Annotated in this window: 21 protein-coding genes; 16 read left to right on the forward strand and 5 right to left on the reverse strand. The window is 66.0% G+C overall.

The window, feature by feature from the left end:
- Positions 1-47: 47 nt before the first annotated feature.
- The 9 genes from FIU89_RS07400 (at position 48) to FIU89_RS07440 (ending at position 8555) form a co-directional block, all read left to right on the forward strand.
- Positions 48-773, forward strand: a complete 726-nt coding sequence (locus FIU89_RS07400) for a CDP-alcohol phosphatidyltransferase family protein (protein ID WP_254701819.1) — start codon at positions 48-50, stop codon at positions 771-773.
- The gene (locus FIU89_RS07405) at positions 770-2383 is read left to right on the forward strand and encodes a sulfatase-like hydrolase/transferase (RefSeq protein WP_152492004.1); all 1614 of its coding nucleotides are present in this window, start codon (positions 770-772) and stop codon (positions 2381-2383) included. Before FIU89_RS07400 ends, FIU89_RS07405 begins: the two co-directional genes overlap by 4 nt.
- Entirely contained in the window at positions 2380-3279 is a 900-nt protein-coding gene (locus FIU89_RS07410; RefSeq protein ID WP_152492005.1) for a lysylphosphatidylglycerol synthase transmembrane domain-containing protein, read from the forward strand. Before FIU89_RS07405 ends, FIU89_RS07410 begins: the two co-directional genes overlap by 4 nt.
- Positions 3276-4328, forward strand: a complete 1053-nt coding sequence (locus FIU89_RS07415; protein ID WP_152492006.1) for a glycosyltransferase family 4 protein — start codon at positions 3276-3278, stop codon at positions 4326-4328. The genes FIU89_RS07410 and FIU89_RS07415 overlap by 4 nt, the downstream gene beginning before the upstream one ends.
- Positions 4329-4391: 63 nt before the next feature.
- A complete protein-coding gene (locus tag FIU89_RS07420; protein ID WP_152492007.1) occupies positions 4392-4787 on the forward strand; it encodes a 6-carboxytetrahydropterin synthase in 396 nt (131 codons plus the stop codon).
- Entirely contained in the window at positions 4762-5586 is an 825-nt protein-coding gene (locus tag FIU89_RS07425; protein WP_216647059.1) for a class I SAM-dependent methyltransferase, read from the forward strand. The genes FIU89_RS07420 and FIU89_RS07425 overlap by 26 nt, the downstream gene beginning before the upstream one ends.
- A complete protein-coding gene (locus FIU89_RS07430; RefSeq protein ID WP_254701820.1) occupies positions 5583-6413 on the forward strand; it encodes a RibD family protein in 831 nt (276 codons plus the stop codon). The genes FIU89_RS07425 and FIU89_RS07430 overlap by 4 nt, the downstream gene beginning before the upstream one ends.
- A gap of 52 nt (positions 6414-6465) precedes the next feature.
- Positions 6466-7584, forward strand: coding sequence for a GTP cyclohydrolase II (gene ribA, locus FIU89_RS07435; protein WP_152492010.1), 1119 nt, complete (start codon positions 6466-6468; stop codon positions 7582-7584).
- A complete protein-coding gene (locus FIU89_RS07440; RefSeq protein WP_152492011.1) occupies positions 7581-8555 on the forward strand; it encodes a zinc-binding alcohol dehydrogenase in 975 nt (324 codons plus the stop codon). The genes ribA and FIU89_RS07440 overlap by 4 nt, the downstream gene beginning before the upstream one ends.
- A 20-nt stretch (positions 8556-8575) precedes the next feature.
- On the opposite strand, the gene FIU89_RS07445 is transcribed toward FIU89_RS07440, so the two are convergent.
- The 3 genes from FIU89_RS07445 to FIU89_RS07455 are packed head-to-tail and all read right to left on the reverse strand — an operon-like array spanning position 8576 to position 10643.
- A complete protein-coding gene (locus FIU89_RS07445; protein WP_152492012.1) occupies positions 8576-9364 on the reverse strand; it encodes a metal ABC transporter permease in 789 nt (262 codons plus the stop codon).
- Positions 9364-10128 carry a zinc ABC transporter ATP-binding protein ZnuC gene (gene znuC / locus FIU89_RS07450; protein ID WP_152492013.1) on the reverse strand — a complete coding sequence of 255 codons (765 nt, stop codon included), beginning with the start codon at positions 10126-10128 and terminating at the stop codon, positions 9364-9366. Before znuC ends, FIU89_RS07445 begins: the two co-directional genes overlap by 1 nt.
- Positions 10125-10643: a transcriptional repressor gene (locus FIU89_RS07455; protein WP_152492014.1), complete on the reverse strand. Its 519-nt coding sequence runs from the start codon at positions 10641-10643 to the stop codon at positions 10125-10127. Before FIU89_RS07455 ends, znuC begins: the two co-directional genes overlap by 4 nt.
- A gap of 55 nt (positions 10644-10698) precedes the next feature.
- Between FIU89_RS07455 and FIU89_RS07460 the strand changes: the two genes are divergently transcribed.
- On the forward strand, positions 10699-11775 hold the full coding sequence (locus FIU89_RS07460) for a zinc ABC transporter substrate-binding protein (protein ID WP_152492015.1): 1077 nt from the start codon (positions 10699-10701) through the stop codon (positions 11773-11775).
- 3 nt (positions 11776-11778) lie between these two features.
- Here the strand turns inward: FIU89_RS07460 and FIU89_RS07465 are convergent, their stop codons facing one another.
- A complete protein-coding gene (locus FIU89_RS07465) occupies positions 11779-12480 on the reverse strand; it encodes a GntR family transcriptional regulator (protein WP_152492016.1) in 702 nt (233 codons plus the stop codon).
- Entirely contained in the window at positions 12477-13841 is a 1365-nt protein-coding gene (locus FIU89_RS07470; protein WP_152492017.1) for a formimidoylglutamate deiminase, read from the reverse strand. The genes FIU89_RS07465 and FIU89_RS07470 overlap by 4 nt, the downstream gene beginning before the upstream one ends.
- Positions 13842-13954: 113 nt before the next feature.
- Here FIU89_RS07470 and hutI point away from each other — a divergent pair, with 113 nt between their 5' ends.
- Genes hutI through FIU89_RS07500 form a run of 6 tightly spaced genes read left to right on the forward strand, consistent with a single transcriptional unit; the run spans position 13955 to position 20876 of the window.
- A complete protein-coding gene (gene hutI / locus FIU89_RS07475; RefSeq protein WP_254701864.1) occupies positions 13955-15115 on the forward strand; it encodes an imidazolonepropionase in 1161 nt (386 codons plus the stop codon).
- A complete protein-coding gene (gene hutH / locus FIU89_RS07480) occupies positions 15112-16632 on the forward strand; it encodes a histidine ammonia-lyase (RefSeq protein WP_152492019.1) in 1521 nt (506 codons plus the stop codon). Before hutI ends, hutH begins: the two co-directional genes overlap by 4 nt.
- On the forward strand, positions 16629-17417 hold the full coding sequence (hutG, locus tag FIU89_RS07485; RefSeq protein WP_152492020.1) for an N-formylglutamate deformylase: 789 nt from the start codon (positions 16629-16631) through the stop codon (positions 17415-17417). The genes hutH and hutG overlap by 4 nt, the downstream gene beginning before the upstream one ends.
- The gene (gene hutU / locus FIU89_RS07490) at positions 17414-19087 is read left to right on the forward strand and encodes a urocanate hydratase (RefSeq protein ID WP_152492021.1); all 1674 of its coding nucleotides are present in this window, start codon (positions 17414-17416) and stop codon (positions 19085-19087) included. Before hutG ends, hutU begins: the two co-directional genes overlap by 4 nt.
- A gap of 3 nt (positions 19088-19090) precedes the next feature.
- On the forward strand, positions 19091-19744 hold the full coding sequence (locus FIU89_RS07495; RefSeq protein ID WP_152492022.1) for a flavin reductase family protein: 654 nt from the start codon (positions 19091-19093) through the stop codon (positions 19742-19744).
- A 46-nt stretch (positions 19745-19790) separates the two neighbouring features.
- Complete coding sequence (locus FIU89_RS07500; protein ID WP_152492023.1) at positions 19791-20876, forward strand: TRAP transporter substrate-binding protein; 1086 nt, start codon at positions 19791-19793, stop codon at positions 20874-20876.
- Positions 20877-20880 lie beyond the last annotated feature (4 nt).

Here is a 20880-nt window from a genome sequence, read left to right on the forward strand (position 1 = left end):
CGAGTGTTGCACGTTCTATGTAAACCCACCAGTGGCAAGGATAAAGCATGGTCGACGTAACCCCACAACAGAATGGTCCCGGGATAAGTGTTCGTCCGCCGATGGCGGAGTTTGCCGCGACAGTGGCGCTGATGGGGCTGGGGCTTTTGGTGCTCTCCAGCACGGTGTTGTCGACGCCGCTGTGGTCCATCATGGCCTTCGGGATTTGCGTCGGACTGGTCTCGGTGGGCTTGCGCGGCGGATATCCCCACACGGTTTTCGGCCTGTGCAATACCGTGACGCTGGGCCGGGCCGCGCTTCTTTCCGTGCTGTTCGGCGCGTTGTTCGAGGTGAATGCGGTGTCGGCCTGGGTGGTCTTCTGGCTGGCACTGGTGATCCTCGCGCTCGACGGTGTCGATGGCTGGCTGGCGCGCCGCTCGCGGTTGAAGTCTGCCTTCGGAGCCCGGTTCGACATGGAAACGGACGCGGCGCTGGGGGCCTTGCTTGCGCTATGGTTGCTGATTTCAGGCAAGACCGGAGCCGAGATCCTGGTCTTGGGATTCATGCGCTATGGCTTCGTGCTGGCAGGTATGTTCTGGCCCGCGCTGCGCGCGGACTTGCCGGAATCGATGCGCCGCAAGACCATCTGCGTGGTGCAGATCGCGGCTCTGATTGCGTTGGTGTTTCCCCTGCTGCCGGCGGGCCTCGTGACACCGATCGCGGTGGCGGCAGCGGCCGTGCTGGCGATGTCATTCGCGGTGGACACGATCTGGTTGGTGCGACACCGCAAATGAGGCGGGCGCTGATCCTGATCTCCTCGGCGGGGCTGATGCTGTGCGTGCTGGCGTTGCCCAACCATCCCGGGCAGATGTCATTGTCGGGCGTGGCCTATTGGCCGATCGAGTTGTCGGTTCTGCTGTTCGCCATGTTGGCGGCGGGTCAGGTGCGTGGCCTGGCCACGGCGACAGCCTTGGCGCTGGTCGCGGTGACGGCGCTGAAGCTGGCGGATATGGCGAGTTTTGCGGCCTACAACCGTGGCTTCAATCCAGTGTCGGACCTCTTTCTGGTGGAGGCCGGGTTGAGCCTGCTGAGGGACAGCATAGGGCCGATGCGCACCGTGCTGCTTGTTCTGGGCGCTTTCATGGCGACGGCGGTCCTGTTCACGCTGTTGCGTGGCGGTCTGAAGGCATGGCAACGGCTGGCGCTTCCGGCGCCGGCGAGAGCGCTGGCATTGGTTGGAGTCCTGGCGACGAGCGGTTGGGCGGTCGCCGATACCGGGCAGCACCTGGGCTACTGGTCGTTCGCTCAAAGTCCGCCGGGGTCGGCCCGGACGACCCGGGTTGCCGTTGCGCGGATCGGCGATGCGCGGGAAACCGTGGCGGAACTGGCGCGGTTCAAACGGGCGGCGCAGGACGATCCGATGCGCGACATCGCGGGCGTTTTCGATCAGCTGCAGGGGCGGGACGTGTTGTTGATCTGGATCGAGAGCTATGGGCGCGCGAGTTTCGACAATCGGGAGTACGCAGGCACGCACAGCGCGACGCTGCGCGCCGCTGAAGCGGACCTGCGTGAGGCAGGTCTGGCGATGAAGAGCGGCTGGCTTACCTCGCCCACGGCGGGTGGTCAGAGCTGGCTTGCCCATGGCGCGCTGCACAGCGGATTGTGGACGTCGGACAATGCGCGGTACAGCGCGATGATCGCCAGCGGGCAGAAATGGCTGTTTCACTTCGCCCAGGCGGCGGGATATCGCACCGCCGCGGTCATGCCCGCGATCACGATGGCCTGGCCGGAAAGCGCGGCCATGGGGTTCGACCTTGTCTTCGAGGCCGAGGACATCCCCTACGAGGGCGCGCCGTTCAACTGGGTCACGATGCCCGACCAGTTCACGCTGGCCGCCTATGGCGACCTTCTGGCCGAAGACCCGCGCCCCGATTTCGTGCAGATCGCGTTGATTTCGTCTCATGCGCCGTGGACGCCGGTGCCGCGGATGCTGCCCTGGGAGGCCATCGGCGACGGGTCCGAGTTCAGCGACATGGCGGGGCAGGGTCCGTCCCCGCGAGAGCTGTGGAAGGATCGCGACGCGGTGCGCGATGCGTATCGAAGATCGGTGGATTACGCGCTGCAGGCGGTCTTTTCCCACGTGGCGCGTCTGGGGGAGGCCGCACCGCTGGTCATTGTCGCCGGCGACCATCAAGCGGCGGGGTTCGTGGCGGGCAGCGACAACAAGGACGTGCCGGTACACATGATCGCGCCGCCGGAGGTCTTGGGGTTCGTCGAGGCGTGGGGCTGGAGCGATGGCCTGATCCCGTCCGCCGCCGTGCCGGTGCGCCGGATGGACAGCTTTCGCGACGATTTCATCCGGGCGTTCACGTCGATGGAACAGATTGCAGGTGTCAGGGAATGAGGGCCTGGGCACTGAAACTGCTGGCGTCGGCGGGATTGATGGCGGCGATGCTATGGTGGACGGACACGGAAGAAGTGGCCGGACGCCTGGCCAAGGCGGATTGGACATGGCTGGCGGCAAGTCTCGGGGCCTTGACGCTTGCGACCGTTTCCATGGCCCGCCGCTGGCAACTGACCGCGCGCGCGCTGGATATCCGGATCGGATTTGGCGTCGCGTTGCGGGAGTATTACCTGGCGCAGTTGATCAATTCGGTCCTGCCCGGCGGCGTTCTGGGAGATGTGGGCCGTGCTGTGCGGGTACGCCGTCAAGCCGATTGGGCGCGTGCCGGACAGTCGGTTGCCGCCGAGCGACTGATGGGGCAGGTGGCAATGTTCACCCTGCTGAGCCTTGGTCTGGTCGGTGCCGTGATCGTGCCGGGCGGCACGGTTTGGCCGGGCGGTGTCTGGACCCTTTTGCTGATCATGCCTCTTTTGTGCGGCGTGGCCCTGTGGGTGGCACGGCAATTTCCCGCAACCAGGTCGTTTCCGGGGCTGATCCGGCGGCTGCTCGGGCACCGCAGGATCGTTCTGCATGCATTTTTCGGCGCGGGGCTGTTGGTTTTTGCACTCTACGCCTGCGCGCGGGCCACCGGGTCGGTCATACCGGCCGCCGGCCTGTTGACGGTTCTGCCGCTGGTCTTCTGCGCGATGCTTGTGCCGCTTTCGATTGCCGGCTGGGGATGGCGCGAAGGGGCAGCGGCGGCGCTGTTCCCGCTGATCGGCCTCACGTCCGATGCGGGAGTGGCCATGGGCATCTGCTATGGCGCGATGATGCTGATCGCGACCTTGCCGGCGCTGGTACTTCTTTGGGCGCCGAGTGCGAGCGCATCCGCGGCAGGGGAGGCCGCATCGCAATGACCCGCGCCGTTTTCGCCATTCCCGGAGACAAGGAGCAGCGCACCGGAGGGTACATCTATGACGCGACCGTGCTGCGTCGGTTGAACGCTTTGGGGCATGATACCGCGCATGTGCAGTTGCCGGACAGCTTTCCTGACCCATCTTCCATGGACATGCAGAAGACGTTCGATGCCCTGGCGGCGATCCCGCGCTCTTGTCCGATAATTGTGGACGGGCTGGCGCTGGGCGCATTGGATCCGGCAGGACTGTGCCGTGTCGCCGCGCCGATCGTCGGGATGGTGCATCACCCGCTGGGTCTGGAAAGCGGTCTGCCCGCAGACCGCGCCCGACGCCTTCTGGACAACGAGGCGGAGGTGCTGTGTCACGTGGCACATGTGATCGTGCCGAGCCAGCACATCGCGGACACCGTGGAGCGGGAGCTTGGGGTCGCGCGGGACCGCTTGACCGTGGCGCCGCCGGGGTTCGAGCAACTGGACGAGGACACCCGGCCGGAGCCGGCCAAGGCGATGCCACCGTTGATCCTTTCGGTGGGTCTTCTGACGCCGAGGAAAGGGCATGATGTTCTTCTCAAAGCGCTCGCCCAGCTGACCGACCTGGACTGGCAGGCAGAAATCGTCGGCAAGGCGCATGAGCCCGAGACCGCCGAGAAGCTGCGCGCCGAAGCGGCGGCGCTTGGGCTTTCGGATCGCGTGCGGTTCGCCGGGGAGGTGAGCGAAGACGCGTTGCGACGCGCCTATGGCCGCGCAAGCGTGTTTGCCCTTGCGACCCGCTACGAGGGCTACGGCATGGTGTTGAGCGAGGCGATGCAGAACGGTTTGCCGGTCGTCTCGACCCGTGTGGGCGCGGTTCCCGAAACCGTAGGCGAGGCGGCGCTGCTGGTGGAGCCGGACGAGCCCCTGGCACTGGCTGAGGCCATCAGAACCTTGCTGACATCGCCGGAAACCGCCCGAAGCTATGCCTGCGCCGCGCGAGACCGGGCGGCGTCGCTGCCCGACTGGACACATACGGCGCGTGTTTTCGCGGACGTTCTGGAACGGATTGGGTCATGAGCCTGTTACTCTTTCGAAAATGCGCGGCGCTCGTTCCGCATCACCCCGAAAAATGGAAGTTCCATGTTTGCAGTTGAAGTCCGCGATCACATCATGATCGCACATTCCTTGCCATCCCCCGTCTTCGGCCCGGCCCAAGGCCTGCACGGCGCGACCTTCGTCGTCGACGCAGCGTTCTATACAGAGGACCTGGACCCGAATGGCCTGGTGGTCGACATCGGCCTTGCGACCGAAGCCCTGAACGCGGCGCTGGAGCCGCTGAAATACGGCAATCTCGACGACAAGCCGGAATTCGAAGGCAAGATCACCACGACCGAGTTCCTGTGTCACCACATATGGACGCAGCTTCGGGATACGGTCAAATCGAAGGGCCTGGGCGATGACGGACGTGTCAGGCGCATCCGGGTCCAGCTTCATGAAAGTCACGTGGCGCGTGGGTGGTATGAATCGGATATCTGACACGCAATTCCAGCCCGACTGGCTGAGCCTGCGCGAACCGGCGGACCACGCGGCGCGGGCCCCCGAATTGCTGCGCGAGGCCGTGTCATTGATGGCGCCCGGAACGCGGGTTGTGGATCTTGGCAGCGGCACCGGATCGACGGCACGCGCGTTTGCCGCCGCAGGGTTCGAGACGATGAGTTGGCGCTTTCTGGACACGGATGAAAGCCACTTGCAGGTGGCCAAGGCGCGGCATCCGGCGGCCGACTGCGCGATGTGCAGCGTGGAGAATGTGCAGGCGCTTCCGCTCGAGGATGCGGGGTTTGTCACCACGTCCGCGCTTCTGGACCTGATGAGCGCCGCTTGGGCGGACGCGTTGGCGAAACGGTTGGCGGCGGCATCCATCCCGTTTTACGCGGCACTCAGCTTCGATGGCCGAATGGAGTGGGACCCGGGCTTGCCGGCGGATTCCGACATCGTGCAAGCGTTCAACCGGCATCAGCGCGGCGCCAAGGGGGGGCAGGTCGCGATGGGGCCGGACGCCGCCGTGCAGACGGCGCAGGCCTTTGAGGCAAACGGTTTCGAAGTCAGGCTTGCGGACAGCGCGTGGCATCTTGGCCCGGACGATGCGGCCTTGCAGGCAGAGTTCGTGGCCGGCGTCGCGGTTGCGGCCGCCGAGGCCGGGGAAACGCAGGCCGAAAGCTGGGCCGAAGCGAGACGCAGAACAGTCAATCACACAGCCCTCGTGGTAGGGCACCGCGACCTGTTGGCGATCCCGGATGGACCGCCTGCGGAGACATTGCGGGAACCCCGGAGATGAGCATGGACGCACTGGATGTCACACCAAGGGTCTGGGCCCGTATCCTCGCCGCGCGGAACGACGAAGCGTGCTTGTGCTGCGGCGACTGGAGTTCCGGCGAGCGCGCCGCATTGACGCTTTACGGGGGGCTGACGCGGACATTGAGCGGCCAAAGCGTGGTGGCACAGATCGGCCAGTCGCTGGACGGGCGCGTCGCGACCGAGTCGGGTGATGCGCAGGATATTTCCGGCAAGGACGGGCTGGCGCATCTGCATCGCCTTCGGGCGCTGGCGGATGCGGTGGTGATCGGCGTGAAGACCGCGCTGCACGACAATCCGCGCCTGACCGTCAGGCTGGCCAAGGGGCGCAATCCGGCCCGCGTGGTGATCGACCCGAACGGACGGCTGCCCAATGACGCCGGCTTGCTGACGGACACGAGCGCGCGGCGCATCGTCATCCAGGCGGTGGACACGCCGCGTCCCGCCGACGTCGAGGTGATCCGTCTGCCGCGCGGCGCCTGGATATCGCCGGCGCAGATCCTGGCGGCCCTGCGCGGCCTGGGCCTTTACCATGTTCTGGTCGAGGGCGGGGGGATCACGATCGCGCAGTTCCTCGAGGCCGGTCTGCTGACCCGGCTGCACGTGGCCGTGGCTCCGCTGCTGATCGGGGCAGGGCCCGCGGGCCTCAAGACCTCGCCGGTGCCCTGCTTGGCCGAGGCGTTGCGCCCCAAGACCGAGGTTTACAGCCTTGGCTCCGACGTTCTTTTCGACTGTGCGCTGGTGCCCGAGCCGCCTGCCGAAATGCTGTGGCCGCATCGCCTGAGCGACCGCCCGGCTTTGCGGCACTGAAATTGTTTTTCGAATGTCCCTATCCGCCCCTGATAATCTGAGAGTGTGTTCCATGTCGCCAGTACCTGAAAGTCTTCGACCCAGTATCGCGGAACGCCTGAGCCGGATGAGCGCCGATCTGCGCCTTGGTCTGCCATGCCTTGTGGCCGACGCGGGGGCGCGGGCGGTCGTGGTGGCGATCGAACCGCTGACCCAAGAGCGTCTGGATGCGCTGCGCGAGATGTTCGGCGTGCCCGAGCTTGTCCTGACCGGGAACCGGGCGCGCGCGGCCATGGCACCTGTGCAAAGCGCCGATGTGACCGATGGCCCGGTGCGTATCCACCCGCCGAAACAGGCCGATATCGGCTGGTTCATGCGCCTGGCGGATGCCGGACAAGATGCGGCGGCGGGGCCTGTCGCACCGCTGCATCGCGTGCGATCGGAGGAGTCGCGCCTGCATGGCGTGGCGCTGAGCCTGGTGAAATCGGCAGAGCTGCTGCCGGCGGCGTTGGTGTTCGACGTGGCGCGGACCGCCGATTTGCCCGTGGAGCTGGCCATGACGCACGTGGACGTGGCAGAGACGCTCGGACATCTGGAAAAGGCGCCGGTGCTGTCGCACGTCGCGGCGGCCGGCCTGCCGGTCGAGGCGCATGACGCAGGCCGGTTGCACGTTTTTCGCGACCCGGACGGGCGGACCGAGCATTACGCGTTCGAAATCGGAACGCCGGATCCGGCGGGGCCGGTGCTGGCCCGACTGCACTCGGCCTGCTTTACGGGGGACGTGCTGGGCAGTCTGAAATGCGATTGCGGGCCGCAGCTGCGCGCCGCGATGCTGCGGATGGGCGAGGAAGGCGCCGGCCTTCTGCTCTACCTCAATCAGGAAGGGCGCGGAATCGGACTGGCCAACAAGATGCGGGTCTATGATTTGCAGGCGCAGGGCCTCGATACCGTGGATGCCAATCATACGCTGGGGTTTGAGGACGACGAGCGCGATTTCCGCGTGGCCGCTGTCATCCTGCGGCAGCTTGGCGTCGGGAAGGTGCGTCTTTTGACCAACAATCCGGCCAAGGTGCGGACCTTCCGGGCACAGGGGATCGAGGTCGTGGAGCAACTGCCGCTGCGGGTCGGAAAAAACATTCACAACAGCGGCTATCTATCTGTGAAAGCGCTGAAATCCGGGCACGCACTTTGAGTACTGACGACGCCCGGGCATTGTGGATCGTGGACAGGCAGACGGTCGAGCTGCGGGCGGTCGATGTCCGTGCGGGACCGGAGGATGTTGTGATCGAGACCCTCTTCAGCGGGATCAGCCGCGGCACCGAGCGGCTTGTCTGGAGCGGGGGTGTACCGGCCAGCGAGCACGAAACCATGCGAGCCCCGTTTCAGCAGGGTGGGTTCAGCTTTCCGGTGAAATACGGGTATGCCGCGGTGGGTACCGTGCAGGGGGGCGAACGGGCGGGCGAGACCGTTTTCGTGCTGCATCCGCACCAGACGCAGTTCGCCGTGCCGTCCGAGGCCGCGTGCCCGGTGCCCGACACGGTGCCGGCGGCGCGCGCGGTGCTTGCCGCCAACATGGAAACGGCGCTAAACATCACGTGGGACGCCCGTGTGGCGCCGGGCGACAGGGTCAGCGTGATCGGTGCCGGCGTGGTGGGTCTGTTGACGGGTTATGTCTGCGCGCGGATCCCGGGAACCGAGGTGACGATGGTGGATGTCGATCCGCGCAAGGCGGCACTGGCCGACGCGATGGGCTGCGGTTTCTCGCAGCCGGCAGAGGCGGCAGGCGACAGGGACGTGGTCATCCACGCGTCGGCGACGGCGGAGGGTCTGGCAACGGCCATTGCGCTGGCGGGCATGGAGGCACGAGTTGTCGAGGCAAGCTGGTTCGGCACCAAGACGCCCGAGGTGCCCCTGGGGGGTGCGTTCCATCAGCGCCGTCTTCAGATCGTCAGTAGCCAGGTCGGACAGGTGCCCGCGGACAGGCGCGTCAGGTGGAGTTATCGCAGGCGGCTGGAAAAGGCGTTGGATCTTCTTGCGGACCCGGCGCTGGATGTCCTGGTGTCGGGCGAGTCACCTTTCGATCAGATTGCCCAGGATTACGGCGCGATCCTCGAGGACCCGTCCACGTTGTGCCACCGCGTCCGTTACGCCCCCGCGCTTTAGACGGTCGGCCCCTCGCACGTTCAGCCGCGTACACCGCGCAGCGCGCTGGTCACCACGAAGAGAACAGCGGCGACGCAGACGATGGAAGGACCCGTCGGGGTGTCTAGCAGATACGCAGATTGCAGGCCCGCGACCGCCGAGACCGCGCCGATGGCGGCAGCGGCAACCGCCATCTCTTCGGGGCTGCGCGACAGGGGTCGTGCGGCGGCTGCGGGAATGATCAGCATTGCCGCAATCAGAAGCGCGCCGACGACCTTGATCGCCACGGCGACGGTGATGGCAAGCGCCAGCGTGAGGATCAGCCGTTCGCGCCGGGGGTCGATGCCGCTGGCATAGGCCAGTTCGTCGCTGAGCGTCGAGGCCAGAAGGGCGGACCAGCGCCAGCCGATCAACGCCACCACCAGCGCGGCGCCGCCCCAGATCACGATCAGGTCGCCACGGGACACCGCTAGGATGTCGCCGAACAGATAGGCCATCAGGTCGATACGTATCCCGGACAGAAACGACACCGCCACCAGCCCGAAAGCCAAGGCAGAATGCGCCAGCACACCAAGAAGCGTGTCCATGGCATAGCCCCGTCCCGACAGCCCGGTGACGGTCAACGCCATGGCAAGCGAAACGGCCACGGCGCCCGCGAAGACCGAGATCTGCAGCGCAAGAGACAGCGCCACACCGAGGATTGCCGCGTGGGCAGTGGCGTCACCGAAATAGGCCATCCGCCGCCACACGACGAAACTGCCGAGCGGGGCTGCCGCGCAGGCGACACCGATACCGGCCAGTGCGGCGCGGGTCATGAAATCATCGAGCATTATTCGGCGGCCTCGGTCTCGGTGCTGTTCGACGGATGGTCGTGCGCGCAGGTCTCGTCATGGGCGTGGTCATGATCGTGCCGGTAAAGCGCCAGCGCGCCGCCGGTGCCCGACCCGAACAGGGCCTGGTATTCGGGGGCGGCCGAGACGGTTTCGGGCGTGCCCTGGCAGCAAACGTGCCCGTTGAGGCAGATTACGCGGTCCGAGGCGCTCATGACGACGTGCAGTTCGTGACTGATCATCACGATGGCACAGCCGGTCTCGCGGCGCACGTCCTCGATCTGGCGGTAGAACGCGGCAGAGCCGGGCTGGTCGAGCCCTTGGGTCGCTTCATCGAGCAGCAGAAGGTTCGGACGTCCGATCAGCGCCCGGGCCAGCAGGACGCGCTGCATCTGGCCGCCGGAGAGGCCGGCCATCTGCCGGTCCGAAAGATCCGGGACCCCGGATCGGTCCAGTGCCTGCTCGATCGCGGCCCGGGACGCGCCGGAAGGCAGCCGCAAAAACCGTTTCACGGTCAGCGGCAGCGTTGGGTCGATGTGGAGTTTCTGCGGCACATAGCCGATACGCAGGCCGGCGCTGCGCACGATCTTGCCGGACAGGGGCGCAACGGCGCCGATGAGCGCGCGCAAAAGCGTGGTCTTGCCCGATCCGTTCGGCCCCACGATCGTGATGATCTCGCCCGGTTCGACGGAAAGCGAGACATCGCGCAACACCCGGACGGCGCCGTAGCCGACGCTGATATTCTCGACGGAGACGAGGCTCATGTGTCGGCCTTGTCGGAGCAGGCGGGGCACAGGCCCTCGGCCTCGACCACGGTTCTTTCGATCCGGAACCCGGCCGCGCGGGCCGTCTCGCCCAATTCGCCGCTGGCGGGTGTCGCCTGCGCCTCTGCCACCGAGTCGCATTGGCGGCAGATCATGAAGGCGGGCGAGTGGTTGGCGCCGGGGTGAGAGCAGGCCACGAACGCGTTCAGCCGTTCGATCTTGTGCGCGAACCCGTTGGCGACGAGGAATTCGAGCGCGCGATAGGCCACCGGGGGCTGGGAGCCGAATCCGGCCTCGCGCAGGCGGTCGAGCATGTCATAGGCGCCAAGCGCACGGTGCTCCTGCAGCAGGATTTCCAGTGCCTTGCGGCGCACGGGCGTAAAGCGCAGCCCTTCACGGGCGCAATGCGCCTCGGCCTCGGAGATCGCGGCAGAGATGCAATTGGCATGATCGTGCGTCTCGAAACCGAGCGGTTCGCTCGGGCCAGCGGGCCCTGATTTGTCGGTACTTGTCATATTATAACGTTTTGTATATGCGACATGCAATGTTATGTAATTACAAGAGGCCGTGATGTCCAGAACCCTTCTTTCCCTGTCCGCCACGATGGCGTTCGTTGCAGGCACTGCCGGTGCCGAAACGCCACAAGTCGCCGTGGATATCGCGCCGATCCATTCGCTGGTTGCCCGCGTCATGGACGGCGTGGGCCAGCCCGCGTTGATCGTGGCGCCGGGGGCAAGCCCGCACGAATACAGCTTGCGACCTTCCGACGCGGGGGCGTTGCAGGAGGCCGACGTGGTTTTCTGGCTCGGGCCTGACCTTACGCCCTGGCTGGAGGATGCGCTGGACACGCTGGCAGGACAGGCCGATGTGGTCGAGTTGTTGCAGGTCGATGGCACGGTAACCCTGCCGGTCCGTGAAAGTGCCTTGTTCGAAGCGCATGACCATGCTCATGGGTCGCGCGGGCACGATGACCATGCGCATGACGACGACCATGCCGATCACGAAGGTGATGAGGAGAAACATGCTCACGCGGAGTCGGAGCATGAGCACGACCACGATCATGAGCACGACCACGAGACAGGCGCCGAGCACGGCGAAAGCGAGGATGGCCACGCCGCGCACGATCACGGCCATGGCGGGCTGGACCCGCATGCGTGGCTGTCGCCCGACAATGCCGCCACGTGGCTGACCGCAATCGCTGCCACGCTATCGGAGGCCGACCCCGCGAACGCCGAGGCCTATCGCGAAAACGCCGCCGCCGGTGTCGACGAAATTGCCGCGTTGAAATCCGAGCTCGACGCGATCCTCGAGCCGGTGCGCGGCGGCAATTTCATCGTGTTCCACGATGCCTACCAGTATTTCGAGGATGCCTTGAACATGCCTGCTGCCGGGGCGATCTCGGTCTCGGACGCGGCCGACCCCAGCCCGGCGCGGATTGCCGAAATTCAGGCACGGGTGCGTGATGAGGGTGTGACCTGCGTGCTTTCGGAACCCCAGTTCGCCCCCGGAATTGTCGACGCGGTGATGGAGGATGCGCAAGCGCGGACGGATGTGTTGGATCCGCTTGGCTCGGACCTGGAGCCGGGACGCGCGCTTTACCCGCAGCTGCTGCGCAATCTTGCGACGACCCTGGCGGAGTGTCTTTAGGCCTCAACTGCCGGTCTGGATCTGATAGCCGGGCCGGGTGATCGCCTTGACCGTGGTGATGGGCGCGCCGTCGATCCAGGTCGTGCGTTCGATCACCATAAGAGCGGCCCCGACAGGTGTCTCGAGAAGGCCGGCGATCTCCTCGCCGGCCGAGATGGCATAAAAGCGCAGATCGAGCCTTGTATAGGGCTTGTTGTGGACAAGCCACTCGTTCGCGCTCTGCTCGGTGAAATCGAGATCGCGAATTTCGGGCGAGGTCCGGGGGCAGATCCAGCGGTCTTCGAGGATGTAGGGCCGGCTGTCGGACAGGTGCAGGGCCTCGACGCGCACCATGGGGCGCGGCGTGTCGAGTTCGAAGGCCGAGAGCACCGCGCGTGGCGCATTGGCTTCACTGCGGCGGATCAGGTGATAGCCATAGCGCCCGCCGCGCTGTTCCACCTCGCGGCGGGTGATCGGGATGTCGAGCGTGGCGCGGGTGACCGGGTCGGGCCGCACCCGTGTTCCGCCCTTGCGCCGACGCTCCACCAGACCGCTGTCGGAAAGATCCTGCATGGCGCGCTGTACGGTGGAGCGCGCGCAATTCAGGTCTTCGGCAATGTCGGCATCCCGCGGCAGGCGATCGCCGGGGCCGTATTGCCCAGTCAGGATCTGGTCGTGGATCCGGTCGCGGACATCTCTCCACGACAGGCGAGGCGGCGCGGTCATATCGCCTGTCCCAGTTGCGCGGTGACAGCCAGGAACGCGTTGGTGATCCGGTCACGCGCGACGTGGCGACCGTTTTGGACCATGTGGCGCCCCGCGCTCCAGACATCGGTGACGCAACTGCGGCCTCGGCCCGTGAAGATAAGACTGTCGAGCGCGGTGTCGCCGGAGCGATTGCACAGGAACTCGTTGTCGGTGGATACGGCGATGAGATCGGCAAGCCGACCTTCGGCAATCTGCCCCGAAGCTCGGCCCGCGGCCTGTGCTCCGGCCTGCGCCGCGGCGTCAAAGAGCACCCGGCCCGTTGAGCAGTCCGCCGTTGCCATCGCCGCGCGGCTGCGGTCGCGCAGGCGCTGGGAGTAGTCGAGCGTGGCCAGCTCTTCCCAGAGCGCGATGTGGATATTGGAATCCGAGCCGACGCCGAAGCGGCCCCCGGCGTCGCGGTAGCTGATCCCGTTGAAAATACCGTCGCCCAGGCTCGATTCCGTGATCGGGCAGAGGCCGGCGACAGCGCCCGTGCCGGCCAGCGCACGGGTCTCGGCGTCCGTCATCTGCGTGCAGTGGATCAGGCACCAGTCCGCCGTCACATCGGCATTGTCCAGAAGCCACTCGACAGGGCGGGCGCCGAGGTGGGCCTCGACCTCCTGAACCTCCGCGACCTGCTCGGCGAGGTGCATATGGATGGGGCCTCGGGGACAGATTTGGCGGGCTTCGGCCAGCGCGCCAGGTGGCACGGCACGGAGGGAATGGGGCGCGATGCCGATGGCAAAGTCGTCCGGGGCTTCGGCAATGAGCCTCGCGCTATCGACGTGCAGGCGGGCGAACAGCTCCGGGTCGCTGCCGAACCGGCGCTGGCCGCCTTCCAGCGCGCGCCCGTCGCAGCCGCCTTGCATGTAGTGCACCGGCAGCAGGGTGAGGCCGATGCCGGTATTCGTCGCGGCCGTGGTGATACGCCCGGCCATTTCGGCCAACTCGGCATAGGGTATGCCGCCGATATCGTGGTGCAGGTAGTGAAACTCGGCCACCGCGCCGTAGCCGGCCTCGAGCATCTCCATGAACACCAGTTCGGCGATGGCCTGCACGTGGTCCGGTGTCAGCCGGTCGAGAAAGCGGTACATCAGCTTGCGCCAGGTCCAGAAACTGTCGTTCGGGTCGGGGCCTCGGATTTCGGTCAGCCCGGCCATGGCGCGCTGGAATGCATGGCTGTGCAGGTTGACCGGCGCGGGCAGCAACAGGTCGACGGTGTGCGCGCCGGGCGACGGCGTGCGGGAGATTCGCGTGATGCGCCCCTGGTCGATAGTCAGGCAAAGGTCGCTGACCCAGCCGTCTGGAGTAAGGGTCTGACGAGACTGGATTTCCTGCACGGGCGATCTCCATTGACAAAATATGTACCTACATATTAACGTTCCGTAGGCCGTGTGGCAAGGAGGGAAGAATGACCGATCATCTGACGATCACCAATGCCACCATCGCCTGCATGGACGGCTCCGAAGGCGGGTACGGCCTGATGCGGGATGCGGCGCTGCGGGTGCAGGGCGAGCGGATCGACTGGGTCGGGCCGATGGCGGATCTGGGCGACACGTCTGCGGAGGCGCAGGTGATCGACGCCGGAGGGCGGCTTCTGACGCCTGGTCTGATCGATTGTCACACCCACATTGTGCATGGCGGCAATCGCGCGCTGGAGTTCGAGATGCGCCTCGAAGGGGCGAGCTATGAAGAGGTGGCGCGCGCCGGGGGCGGGATCGTTTCAACCGTGACGGCGACGCGGGAAGCGGATGAAAGCCTGCTGCTTGCGCAGGCGTTGCGCCGCGCGGATGCGCTGATCGCGGAAGGGGTCACGACGATCGAGATCAAGTCGGGTTATGGCCTTGATATCGAAACGGAACTGAAGATGTTGCGGGTGGCGCGCGCGGTGGGCGAGGCGCGTCCGGTACGGGTGGTGACCTCGTTTTTGGGTGCGCACGCGGTGCCCAAGGGCGCGGATGCGGACACCTATATCGACGAGGTCTGCCTGCCCGCGCTGGAGGCGGCCCATGCCGAGGGGCTGGTCGATGCGGTGGACGGCTTTTGCGAGGGGATCGCGTTCGACGCTGCCCAGATCGCGCGGGTATTCGACAAGGCCGCGGCGCTGGGCCTGCCGGTCAAGCTGCATGCCGAGCAGCTGAGCAATATCGGCGGGACAAAGCTTGCGGCGGAGCGCGGCGCGCTGTCGGCGGATCATGTGGAATATGCGAATGAGGCCGACGCCAAGGCGTTGGCCGAAGCGGGCAGCGTGGCGGTGCTGTTGCCCGGGGCGTTCTACACGCTGCACGAGACGCAGAAACCGCCGGTTGCGGCGTTCCGCGCGCACGGCGTGCCGATGGCGGTGGCGACGGACTGGAACCCCGGATCGTCGCCGATGGGGTCCGTCCTGCTGGCGATGAACATGGCTTGCACGCTCTTTGGCCTGACACCGGCCGAGGCACTGGCGGGCACGACGCACCATGCGGCCCAGGCGCTCGGGCTTTATGACCGGGGCGAGATTGCGCCGGGGATGCGGGCGGACCTGGCCATCTGGGATGTCGAGGAGCCGGCGGAGCTGAGCTATCGCATCGGGGTGAACCCGCTGCATAAACGGATCTTCGGAGGGCGGGCATGACCCTGACGCTGGTGCCGGGAGAGACCCGGCTGGAGACGCTGGAGCGGCTGTGGCGCGACGGTATGGCGGCGGTGCTGACGCCGGAGGCGCGTCCGGGGATCCAGGCTGCGGCTGGGCAGGTCGCTGCGGCGGCGCGTGGGGACGTGCCGGTTTACGGGGTGAATACGGGCTTTGGCAAGCTGGCTTCGGTGCGCATTCCGCCCGAGGATGTGGAGACGTTGCAGCGCAACCTGATCCTCAGTCATTGCTGCGGCGTGGGCGAAATGATCGAGCCCGAGACCGCGCGCCTGATGATGGCGCTGAAGCTCTTGTCGCTGGGGCGGGGTGCTTCGGGCGTGCGATGGGAGATCTGCGCGCTGATCGAGGGGATGCTGGCGAAAGACGTGGTGCCGGTGATCCCGTCACAAGGCTCGGTGGGCGCGTCGGGCGATCTTGCGCCGCTGGCGCATATGGCCGCCGCGATGATCGGCGAGGGCGAGGCGCTGCTGGACGGCGTTCGGATGCCCGCCGCCGACGCGCTGGGAAAGGTCGGGCTGACGCCCGTGGTGCTGGGCCCCAAGGCAGGGCTGGCGCTGATCAACGGCACGCAATTCTCGACCGCCTGCGCGCTGGCGGCGCTGTTCGACGGCGTGCGCGCGCTGAGGGCCTCGATCGTGACATCGGCGCTGTCGACGGACGCCATCATGGGCTCGACCCAGCCGTTGCAGCCCGAGATCCACAGCTTGCGCGGCCACAAAGGTCAGATCGACGTGGCAACAGCGATGTCGGCCCTGATGGCAGGCAGCGAGATACGCGAAAGCCACCGCGAAGGCGACAGCCGGGTGCAGGACCCGTATTGCATTCGGTGTCAGCCGCAGGTGGCAGGGGCGGTGCTAGACCTTCTGCGCTTTGCCGCGACAACGCTGGAGATCGAGGCGAATGCCGTCACGGACAATCCGCTGGTGATCGAGGCCGGGATCGTCTCGGGCGGGAATTTCCATGCCGAGCCGGTGGCCTTCGCCGCCGACCAGATCCCGCTGGCACTGTCGGAGATCGGGGCCATCGCGCAGCGGCGCGTGGCGCTGATGGTGGACCCGGCGCTGAGCCATGACCTGCCGCCGTTTCTGACGCCCGCGCCGGGGCTGAATTCGGGCTTCATGATCGCCGAGGTCACGACGGCGGCGCTGATGAGCGAGAACAAGCACCTGGCGAACCCGTGCTCGACCGATAGCACGCCGACCTCGGCCAACCAGGAGGATCACGTCAGCATGGCCGCCCATGGTGCACGGCGGCTGCGCCGGATGAACGCGAACCTGTCGATGATCCTTGGTGTCGAGGCGCTCTGTGCGGCGCAGGGGGTCGAGGCGCGCGCGCCGCTGGTGACGTCGGACGCCTTACAGCGCGCGATTGCGACGATCCGGGCGGAGGTGCCGCGACTGGACACCGACCGGATGATGGCGCCGGACATGGAAAGGGCCGCGACGCTGGTGCGCGAGGATGCGCTGGCATTTGAGACTGGCGTGGAGGTCGGGCTGTGAGTTTTCTCGAAGTAACGCGCGGGCAGAGCCCGCTGGTTCTGGGGCTGCCGCATACGGGAACGGATGTGCCGCAAGACGTGGCCGAAGGATTGAACGAGACCGGGCAGGCGTTGGCCGACACAGACTGGCATATCCATCGGCTTTATGCCGGGTTGGTGGGCGACGTGACCACGGTGCGCACGACCATCCACCGCTATGTCATCGACGTGAACCGCGACCCGGAGGGCGCGAGCCTTTATCCCGGCCAGAACACCACGTCGCTGTGCCCTGTAACCGATTTCGACGGGCAGCCCATTTGGCGCGAGGGCGCCGAGCCGGATGCGGCCGAGATCGCGCGGCGGCGCGAGGCGTATCACGCGCCCTATCACGCCGCGCTGGCGGCGGAGCTGGAGCGGGTGCGGAATATTCACGGGTTTGCGGTGCTCTATGACTGCCACTCGATCCGGTCGGAGATTCCGTTTCTGTTCGAGGGTGTTCTGCCTGACTTCAACGTGGGCACCGATGCCGGCCGGACCTGCGCGCCGCAGATCGAGGCGCTGGTGGTCGGCACCTGCGAGGCGGCGGATGGCTATTCCAGCATCCTGAACGGCCGCTTCAAGGGCGGCTGGACGACGCGGCATTACGGGCGGCCCGGCGAGGGCCTGCACGCGATCCAGATGGAACTGGCGCAGTCCACCTACATGCAGGAAAGCCCGCCCTGGGACTATGCGCCCGACCGCGCGGACCGCCTGCGCCCGCATCTGAAAACCATTCTAGACGACCTGATCCGTTGGAGGCCCGAATGACCAATCCCCGCCATAACCTGCGTGACATCTACCCGCCCACCGGCACCGAGATCACCGCGAAAAGCTGGCAGGCCGAGGCCGCGATGCGGATGCTCATGAACAACCTGCACCCCGACGTGGCCGAAAACCCGCACGAGCTGGTGGTTTATGGTGGAATCGGGCGCGCCGCGCGGACTTGGGATGACTTCGACCGCATCGTCGCGGGGCTAAAGGACCTCGAGGATGACGAGACGCTGGTGGTGCAGTCGGGCAAGCCGGTGGCCATCGTGAAAACCCATGCGGACGCGCCGCGCGTTCTGATCGCCAATTCCAATATCGTGCCGCATTGGGCCAACTGGGACCATTTCAACGAACTCGATAAGAAGGGCCTGATGATGTACGGCCAGATGACGGCCGGGTCGTGGATCTATATCGGGTCGCAAGGTATCGTGCAGGGCACATACGAGACCTTTGCCGAAGCCGGGCGTCAGCATTACGACGGAGACCTGACCGGCAAGTGGATACTGACCGGCGGCTTGGGCGGCATGGGTGGGGCACAGCCCTTGGCCGCGGTGATGGCGGGTGCGTGCTGTCTGGCGGTGGAGTGCAACCCGGACAGCATAGATTTCCGCCTGCGCACGCGGTATGTCGATGAGAAGACGGACAGCCTCGACGAGGCGCTGGAGATGATAGACCGCTGGACCAAGGCGGGCGAGGCCAAGTCGGTGGCGCTGCTGGGCAATGCGGCGGATATCTTTCCCGAGATTCACAAGCGCGGCGTGCGGCCTAATATCGTGACCGACCAGACCAGCGCGCATGACCCGGTGAACGGCTACCTGCCGCGGGGCTGGGGCATGGCCGAGTGGCGCGAGAAGCGCGAGAGCGATCCCAAGGCGGTCGAAAAAGCCTCGCGCGCGTCGATGAAGGTGCATGTGAAGGCGATGGTGGATTTCTGGAACGACGGGGTGCCGACGCTGGATTACGGCAACAACATCCGGCAGGTCGCGCAGGAGGAGGGGCTGGAGAATGCCTTTGCCTTCCCGGGTTTCGTGCCCGCCTACATCCGGCCCTTGTTCTGCAAGGGGATTGGGCCGTTCCGCTGGTGTGCGCTGTCGGGCGATCCCGAGGACATCTACAAGACCGACCAGGCGATGAAGGAATTGTTTCCCGAGAACGAGAAGCTGCACACGTGGCTGGACATGGCGCGCGAGCGGATTTCCTTTCAGGGGTTGCCCGCGCGGATTTGCTGGATCGGGTTGGGCGACCGGCATCGCGCCGGGCTGAAGTTCAACGAGATGGTGGCCAGCGGCGAGTTGAAGGCACCCGTGGTGATCGGGCGCGACCACCTCGATAGTGGCTCGGTGGCCAGCCCGAACCGCGAGACGGAAGCGATGAAGGACGGCTCGGACGCGGTAAGCGACTGGCCGCTGCTGAACGCGCTGGTGAATACCGCGAGCGGCGCGACCTGGGTCAGCCTGCATCACGGCGGCGGCGTCGGCATGGGCTTCAGCCAGCACGCGGGTGTCGTGATCGTGGCGGACGGCACGCCGGAGGCCGCGAAACGGCTGGAGCGTGTGCTGTGGAACGATCCGGCCTCGGGCGTGTGGCGTCATGCGGATGCGGGATATGAGACCGCGATCGACTGCGCGAAGGATCACGGGCTGCGCTTGCCGGGTATTCTGGGGAATTGAGGAATGCACTACGCTCCCGGACAGGAAGACTGCCCGCTGCCGTTTTCGCCTTTCAAGAGCTGTACGGTGCCGCGGCCTATCGGCTGGCTATCGACGGTCAGCGTGGACGGCGTGCACAACCTGGCGCCCTACAGCCAGTGGCAGAACCTGACCTTCGATCCGCCGATGGTGATGTTCGCGGCCAACCAGTACCCCGACGGGCGGCGCAAGGACACGGTGATCAACGCGGAAGAGACCGGCTGGTTCGTGTGGAACATGGCGACATTTGAGTTGCGCGAGGCGGTCAACATCTCGGCCATGGCCGTGCCGCCGGAAGAGGAGGAGTTCGATGCGGCGGGTGTCACCCGCGCGGCCTGCATCGACGCGCCGGGGATGCGCGTGGCCGAAAGCCCGGCGCATTTCGAGTGCCGCTATCTTTCGACGCATCGCCTGCGCGGCGACAGCAACGCAGGCTGGGTCGATGTAGTTTTTGGGCAGGTTGCCCGAATTCATGTCGACGACGCGGTTCTGACGCCCGAGGGCAAGCTGAACATTGCGAAAATTCAGCCGATCGCGCGTATGGGGTACTACGACTACACTTGCATCAAGGACGTCTTCGAGATGCGCATTCCGAATGCGTCGGACGCGGCCGAGGACGGGCTGGAAGGCAAGGCCTAGGCTTTCGACACAAACGATAACCCACTGACCAACAAGGAGAGACATTATGGACAGACGCAAATTCCTGACAACCGCCGCCGTGGGCACTGCCGCCGCGCCGCTGGCCACCCCGGCCATCGCGCAGGACGTGCAGCAATGGAAGATGGTCACGGCATGGCCCAAGAACCTGCCTGGCCCCGGTGTGGCGGCGCAGATGCTGGCCGACCGGATCACCACGCTGTCGGGCGGGCGGATCGAGGTGAAGCTGTTCGCCGCGGGCGAGCTGGTGCCCGGGCGCGGCGTGTTCGACGCGGTCAGCGAAGGCACGGCAGAATTGTACCACGCGGTTCCGGCCTACTGGGGGTCGAAATCCAAAGGCATCCTTTTGTTCGGCTCGCAGCCTTTTGGGCTGCGCGCGGATGAGCAGGTGGGCTGGCTGTACCACGGTGGCGGGCAAGAGCTGTACGATGAGATGTACGGCCAGTTCGGCATCAAGCCATTCCTGTGCGGCAATTCCGGCCCGCAATGGGGCGGTTGGTTCCGCAACGAGATCAACTCGGTCGAGGATCTGAAAGGGCTGAAGTTCCGCACCACCGGCCTTGCGTCCGAGATGTGCGCGAAGCTGGGCATGGCGGCCGAGGCCATGGGCGGGCCGGACATGTTCCAGGCATTGCAGACCGGCGCGCTGGATGCGGGCGAATTCATCGGGCCGTGGACCGACAGCGCGCTGGGCTATCAGCAGGTGGCCAAGAACTATTACTGGCCCGGCGTGGGCGAGCCGTCCTCGGCCGAGGAATGCGGCGTGAATGCCGAGGTGTTCGGCGCGTTGCCTGACGATCTGAAAGAGGTCGTGTCGGTGGCGTGCGAAAGCCTCTACAACCCGGTCTGGACCGAATACACCACCAAGCACGCGGCGTCGCTGAAGAAGCTGGTCGAGGAAGACGGCGTGCAGGTCAAGAAATTCCCGCAGGAAGTGATCGACGCCATGGGCGAGGCGGCCAAAGAAGTGATCGACGAGCTGCGCCAGGACAGCGACGACCTGGTCAAGCGGATCACCGAAAGCTTTGTCGCCTATCGCGACAGTGTCGGTGGCTACATGACCTATGCCGACAACGGGCAGATGAATGCCCGCGCCGAGGTGATGGGCTACTGAGAAA

Source organism: Roseovarius sp. THAF27 (assembly GCF_009363655.1).
Classification (GTDB): domain Bacteria; phylum Pseudomonadota; class Alphaproteobacteria; order Rhodobacterales; family Rhodobacteraceae; genus Roseovarius.

Excerpts from the sequence above, each read along its gene's own strand:
- ribA (WP_152492010.1), top strand. The coding sequence starts at position 6,466 with ATGTCGCCAGTACCTGAAAGTCTTCGACCCAGTATCGCGGAACGCCTG.
- FIU89_RS07455 (WP_152492014.1), bottom strand. The coding sequence starts at position 10,643 with ATGACAAGTACCGACAAATCAGGGCCCGCTGGCCCGAGCGAACCGCTC.
- hutI (WP_254701864.1), top strand. The coding sequence starts at position 13,955 with ATGGACGGCTCCGAAGGCGGGTACGGCCTGATGCGGGATGCGGCGCTG.
- FIU89_RS07420 (WP_152492007.1), top strand. The coding sequence starts at position 4,392 with ATGTTTGCAGTTGAAGTCCGCGATCACATCATGATCGCACATTCCTTG.
- FIU89_RS07400 (WP_254701819.1), top strand. The coding sequence starts at position 48 with ATGGTCGACGTAACCCCACAACAGAATGGTCCCGGGATAAGTGTTCGT.
- znuC (WP_152492013.1), bottom strand. The coding sequence starts at position 10,128 with ATGAGCCTCGTCTCCGTCGAGAATATCAGCGTCGGCTACGGCGCCGTC.
- FIU89_RS07415 (WP_152492006.1), top strand. The coding sequence starts at position 3,276 with ATGACCCGCGCCGTTTTCGCCATTCCCGGAGACAAGGAGCAGCGCACC.
- hutU (WP_152492021.1), top strand. The coding sequence starts at position 17,414 with ATGACCAATCCCCGCCATAACCTGCGTGACATCTACCCGCCCACCGGC.
- FIU89_RS07405 (WP_152492004.1), top strand. The coding sequence starts at position 770 with ATGAGGCGGGCGCTGATCCTGATCTCCTCGGCGGGGCTGATGCTGTGC.
- FIU89_RS07465 (WP_152492016.1), bottom strand. The coding sequence starts at position 12,480 with ATGACCGCGCCGCCTCGCCTGTCGTGGAGAGATGTCCGCGACCGGATC.
- hutH (WP_152492019.1), top strand. The coding sequence starts at position 15,112 with ATGACCCTGACGCTGGTGCCGGGAGAGACCCGGCTGGAGACGCTGGAG.
- FIU89_RS07500 (WP_152492023.1), top strand. The coding sequence starts at position 19,791 with ATGGACAGACGCAAATTCCTGACAACCGCCGCCGTGGGCACTGCCGCC.
- FIU89_RS07430 (WP_254701820.1), top strand. The coding sequence starts at position 5,583 with ATGAGCATGGACGCACTGGATGTCACACCAAGGGTCTGGGCCCGTATC.
- FIU89_RS07445 (WP_152492012.1), bottom strand. The coding sequence starts at position 9,364 with ATGCTCGATGATTTCATGACCCGCGCCGCACTGGCCGGTATCGGTGTC.
- FIU89_RS07460 (WP_152492015.1), top strand. The coding sequence starts at position 10,699 with ATGTCCAGAACCCTTCTTTCCCTGTCCGCCACGATGGCGTTCGTTGCA.
- FIU89_RS07495 (WP_152492022.1), top strand. The coding sequence starts at position 19,091 with ATGCACTACGCTCCCGGACAGGAAGACTGCCCGCTGCCGTTTTCGCCT.
- FIU89_RS07410 (WP_152492005.1), top strand. The coding sequence starts at position 2,380 with ATGAGGGCCTGGGCACTGAAACTGCTGGCGTCGGCGGGATTGATGGCG.